Origin of the sequence: Dokdonella sp. (genome assembly GCF_049593775.1) — a bacterium.
GTDB lineage: Bacteria > Pseudomonadota > Gammaproteobacteria > Xanthomonadales > Rhodanobacteraceae > Dokdonella.
The window spans coordinates 1-4,571 of sequence record NZ_JBAWHJ010000223.1; the positions used below are offsets into that span (position 1 = coordinate 1).

6 protein-coding genes are annotated in these 4,571 nt (G+C 57.7%); 4 read left to right on the forward strand and 2 right to left on the reverse strand.

The genetic code is table 11. The annotated features are described in order from the left end of the window. The 4 genes from WBP53_RS07970 to WBP53_RS07985 form a co-directional block, all read left to right on the forward strand. Positions 1-341 (forward strand): hypothetical protein (locus WBP53_RS07970; RefSeq protein ID WP_423927678.1); only part of this gene is annotated, 341 nt, incomplete at its 5' end. 93 nt (positions 342-434) lie between these two features. Continuing rightward, positions 435-1,550, forward strand: coding sequence for a D-2-hydroxyacid dehydrogenase (locus tag WBP53_RS07975; protein WP_423927680.1), 1,116 nt, complete (start codon positions 435-437; stop codon positions 1,548-1,550). Between the two features lie 36 nt (positions 1,551-1,586). Next, positions 1,587-2,915 carry an NTP/NDP exchange transporter gene (locus WBP53_RS07980; RefSeq protein ID WP_423927682.1) on the forward strand — a complete coding sequence of 443 codons (1,329 nt, stop codon included), beginning with the start codon at positions 1,587-1,589 and terminating at the stop codon, positions 2,913-2,915. 20 nt (positions 2,916-2,935) lie between these two features. Further along, entirely contained in the window at positions 2,936-3,460 is a 525-nt protein-coding gene (locus WBP53_RS07985) for a hypothetical protein (protein ID WP_423927684.1), read from the forward strand. 34 nt (positions 3,461-3,494) lie between these two features. Here the strand turns inward: WBP53_RS07985 and WBP53_RS07990 are convergent, their stop codons facing one another. Next, positions 3,495-3,689 carry an ASPIC/UnbV domain-containing protein gene (locus WBP53_RS07990; protein WP_423927686.1) on the reverse strand — a complete coding sequence of 65 codons (195 nt, stop codon included), beginning with the start codon at positions 3,687-3,689 and terminating at the stop codon, positions 3,495-3,497. Between the two features lie 225 nt (positions 3,690-3,914). Continuing rightward, complete coding sequence (locus WBP53_RS07995; protein ID WP_423927688.1) at positions 3,915-4,385, reverse strand: DUF1456 family protein; 471 nt, start codon at positions 4,383-4,385, stop codon at positions 3,915-3,917. Between the last annotated feature and the right edge of the window lie 186 nt (positions 4,386-4,571).

A 4,571-nucleotide genomic window follows, 5' to 3' on the forward strand; every position in this document is an offset into this window, starting at 1 on the left:
TAAGCAAGCGCCGTGAGCAACGTGGCCAGACCGCCGAGGACTCCCTTTATGAAGAAGATATTGAAAAGGCGTTGTCCGAGCCTGTCGATCGCTCACACCTGAGCGAACCTACTGCCGTTGCCGACGCTGCCGTACATGCGTTGTTCGACCCGCACCCCAGACTGCGCTACATGGTCGTTCCGAATGAGCGCCAGGCAAGGGTCACCGTCAACGCAGCGCTGACCCGCGCCGTGCAACTGAATCAGGACCAACCCTATGCCTATGACCGGGAAGCACTGATCCAGATGCTTGATGCCGCGCTGGATGCATCCAAGCCGGAGCCGAAGAAGCCTGAAAGCTGACAACCGCCAGAAGCGATACCGGTCTGTATCCATGTCATACCGCTGGCCAGAATCGTCGCCGTTCCACTGCAACGAAAAAAAAGGACCTAACCCATGTGCCTGAAGACTACTGGGCTACTCTTGTGCCTCACGATCATCTCCGGCCTCGCCGATGCCAAGGGTCCGCCACCGGATCCGCGTGCAACGGCTTTGATCGAGGAGTTTGGCCTCAAGGCTTCGCCAGTCGCATCACGCGACACGCCGGGATGGAAGGTGCCCAAGCGGGTCGTCGTCACGCGCAGCAATCCGGAACTGTTGAAACAACTGCAAGCGGTCGCACCAGGGGTAGAAGTGCTGGCAGCGGCCAAAGGCGCAGAGCTGACGAAACAACTCGCCAACACGCAGGCGGTAGTCGGCCTGTGCAATGCAGAGACACTGGCTGCTGCCCCCTCGCTGCGCTGGATCCAGACCTGGTGGGTGGGCGTCGAGCGATGCATGTCAGTACCGGGACTGGTCGAGCGCGGCATTGTGGTAACCAATACGCAACGTACCAGTGCTATCCCGATAGCGGAACATGCCATGGCGATGACCCTGGCGCTGGCACGTGGACTTCCCCAGTATTCCCGCCTTCAGATGAAAAATGATTGGGACCCGGACTCAAGCGAAATCAAGGTGCGCGAGCTGACGGGTCGCACGATCCTCGTGGTTGGTCTGGGGGGCATCGGCACGGAAGTGGCTCGACGCGCACACGGTATCGGTATGCGCGTGATTGCTACCCGTAACAGCAGTCGCGAAGGTCCGGATTTCGTTGCAAAGGTCGGACTGCCTGACGAACTGCTTTCGTTGGCTACCGAAGCCGATGTTGTCGTGAACGCTGCGCCGCTGACACCGGCGACAACCGGAATCTTCGATCGCGCGTTCTTCGCGGCAATGAAACCTGACAGCTATTTCATCAACATCGCGCGTGGAAGAAGCGCAGTCACTGACGATCTGGTCGAAGCCCTGCGCAACAAGCACCTGGCCGGTGCCGGACTCGATGTCACCGATCCGGAACCATTGCCGAAAGACAGTCCGCTCTGGCAAATGGGCAACGTCATCATCACGCCGCATGTCGCCTCCGATTCCGGTGACCAGGGTGATCGCTACGTCATACTTATCACCGAAAACCTGCGTCGCTACGTGACCGGAGAGCCACTGCTCAACGTGGTTGATATCGAGCGCGGATACTGATTCCCCGAATTCTCCAACCTGCCAAAGCCATCCCCAATGACCGATAACCAGCCTGCCCACAACGAACGCCCGAGTGTCTGGCAAGTACTGGCCGGCGTGCACCGGGATGAACGCACCGTTCTCGTCCTGTCTGCGCTGTACTTCTTCCTCGTCATGGCCAGCTATTTCATCCTGCGCCCCATACGTGACCAGATGGGTGTTGCAGGCGGCGTCAGGAACCTGCCGTGGCTTTTCACCGGAACCCTGGTCGCCATGCTACTGGTCAGCCCCTTGTTCTCCGCGATGGTCTCGCGCTGGCCGCGTCGGCGCTTCGTGACCTGGAGTTATCGGGCATTGATGGCATGCCTGCTCTTCTTCTACGTGTCTCTTGTCAGTCTGCCCGAGTCAAACCAGGTCTGGGTTGGCCGTGCCTTTTTCATCTGGGTCAGCGTCTTCAACTTGTTCGCAGTCTCCCTGTTCTGGGCAGTGATGGCCGATGTTTTCAAATCGGAGTCATCGCGTCGCCTGTATGGCGCGATAGCCGCGGGTGGCACGCTTGGCGCATTGATGGGAGGCGTGGTCACCAGCTTCCTGGTGGAAATACTCGGCGCACCTTCCTTGCTGCTCATATCGCTGGTGATGCTTGAAGTAGCGTTGTGGTGCATGTTTGTCATCACCGGGAAGCGTTCGGCAGATGCCGCAACCGCCAGGGAAGAATCCAGCAACAGCGAAGCGATTATCGGTGGCAATGCCCTGGATGGCTTCAAGCTCGCCCTGCGTTCGCCCTATCTTCTCGGCGTGAGCGGCTACATGTTGCTGTACACGATCGGTTCAACCTTCCTGTATTTCCTGCAGGCTCAAATCGTCGACAACACGATCGATGGTCGCGTGGCGCAAACCGCGTACTTCGCCAACGTCGACATCTGGGTCAATAGTCTGACTCTGATTCTTCAGGTATTCCTGACCGGACGATTGATGGCGCGGATCGGCGTCGGTCTGACCCTTGCCGCATTGCCATTGATTTCCATCATCGGATTCATCGGTCTCGGCCTGACACCCGTCCTGGCCGCGGTCGTCATCTTCACGGTCGCGCGCAGAGTCACCAACTTCGCATTCTCGAGACCAGCACGCGAAGCACTTTATGTCCCGCTATCTCGCGGCGAAAAATACAAGGCCAAGAACTTCATCGACACCGTCGTCTATCGACTCGGCGACCAGATTGGCGCATGGACCAACGGCGTGTTGCTCTGGCTCGGCATGGGCATTGCGGGCATTGCATTCACTGCCGTACCACTCGCCGCCATCTGGCTGGGACTATCACTGTGGCTGGGCAGCAAGTACCGAATCAAGCAGGCGGAAGAGACTGAAGCGGCTGCAAAAACGTGACAGAAACTTCGAGACGAAGGGTGAGCGTGCTTGCCGACGCTCAACCCGCTGCCCTGCCAGCAGATGCTTTCCTTGGTGCGTACAAGGAAAGTGATGCCTACGTTGATTGCTTCGTCACCAGGGTTGCGGGCGAGGTATCCCATGGCGATTTCATTTCTGCGTTCTACACGACATGGCTGTTCAAGACCGAACGACTGATCCTCAGATTCGCGGCCTCGCGACCATCCACCGATGAAGAAGCCATTGAGTTGGCGCTCGGCACGCGCGACCGATTCGCAGCCTGGAAGGTCGAACAGCGCAGCGCGGATCAGCTTCTGTTGTGTGATTTCACCGGGCGCACGCGATCATGGCTGATGACCGTGCCAGATCCCGATTCAGACCCTATATCAACCCGGCTCTATTTCGGCTCGGCCGTCGTACCGCGCATCGATTCAATAACCGGCACGCCCAATCTCGGGGCGGGTTTCCGTGCTCTGCTCGGATTCCACAAGCTCTATTCGCGGCTGCTACTGCGAGCTGCCTGCGCGAATCTACAGCGCAATTGACTCACGCACCTGACCGCGCGTTCAAGGCAACGGCTCAAGGCGAGGGACCATCCAGCGGCCCCCGGAAGATCAGGTCAGGATCGTCGACGACCAGCAGGGCTTGCGCCTTCGGATAGCCAATCCGCGTGGTGCGGCCATCCGGCCATCGGATGTCGAGCGTGTCGGCCATCGTCGCCGTGCCCAATCCGAAATGGGCTTCGAGGATTCCCCCATCGAAACAAATCTTCAAAAAGGGGCATGACAAAAGTGGCCGTGAACTGGCCATGCCATTTATTGCACTGCCCTGTCGGTGCAGGGTAGCGGCTTCAGAACAGACAACAAGGCGAAAGTGCCAGCAAACGCGGCGTCATAACGCAGAATAAGCCTTGAAAACCGGCATGAATCAGCGAGATAACAAATTTGAATACATTCGGCATGCATGTCATTGGCGTGGCATGCATTTGCCGAACTCGTTCTATTCGCCGCGCAGTCGCGTCGTCAGGCCCTTGAGGAAATTGCGCAACATCTGGTCTCCGCAGTCGCGATAGTGCTTGTGGCCAGGCTGGCGAAACAGCGCTGACAACTCGGGTTTGGTTACCGGAAAATCCGCGTCGGCAAAGATCTGATGCATGTCCTCGTCCTTGAGTTCGAATGCAACGCGCAGCTTCTTCATCACAACATTATTGGTCACGCGCTTTTCAACTGCCCGAACCGGCATGCGCTCATCACGTCCGCGTTGGTGAATGATCAACCCGTCGAGAAAATGTGCGAGTACGGCATCACTGCATTCGACGCGGTATTCGTCACCTTCCTTGACAAGCATCGATTTCAGGTCGTCCAGACTCAATCGCAATTCCGGATTGGGCAGCTTGGCAATCTCGACCACCTTGATGTCACTGAGATCCAGCATGTAGCGAATACTGCGCAGCACATCGTTGTTGATCATCTAAGAACCTCTGGTTGAACGTGGTGAAGAATAAGGGCCCGCCCTCGCATTGAATGAATATTCAAGCGGGCCAGACTACCGGAAAGAGCCGATGCCTATTGCACCGGGCCCATTCCGAGACAATAAAATTCCAACTGAAGGCGCCATGAGGCCCTGGACAGGACTATCGGGCCAACTCATAGAGAT

Coding starts and splice junctions, on each gene's coding strand:
- WBP53_RS07995 (WP_423927688.1), bottom strand. CDS start 4,385: ATGATCAACAACGATGTGCTGCGCAGTATTCGCTACATGCTGGATCTC.
- WBP53_RS07975 (WP_423927680.1), top strand. CDS start 435: ATGTGCCTGAAGACTACTGGGCTACTCTTGTGCCTCACGATCATCTCC.
- WBP53_RS07980 (WP_423927682.1), top strand. CDS start 1,587: ATGACCGATAACCAGCCTGCCCACAACGAACGCCCGAGTGTCTGGCAA.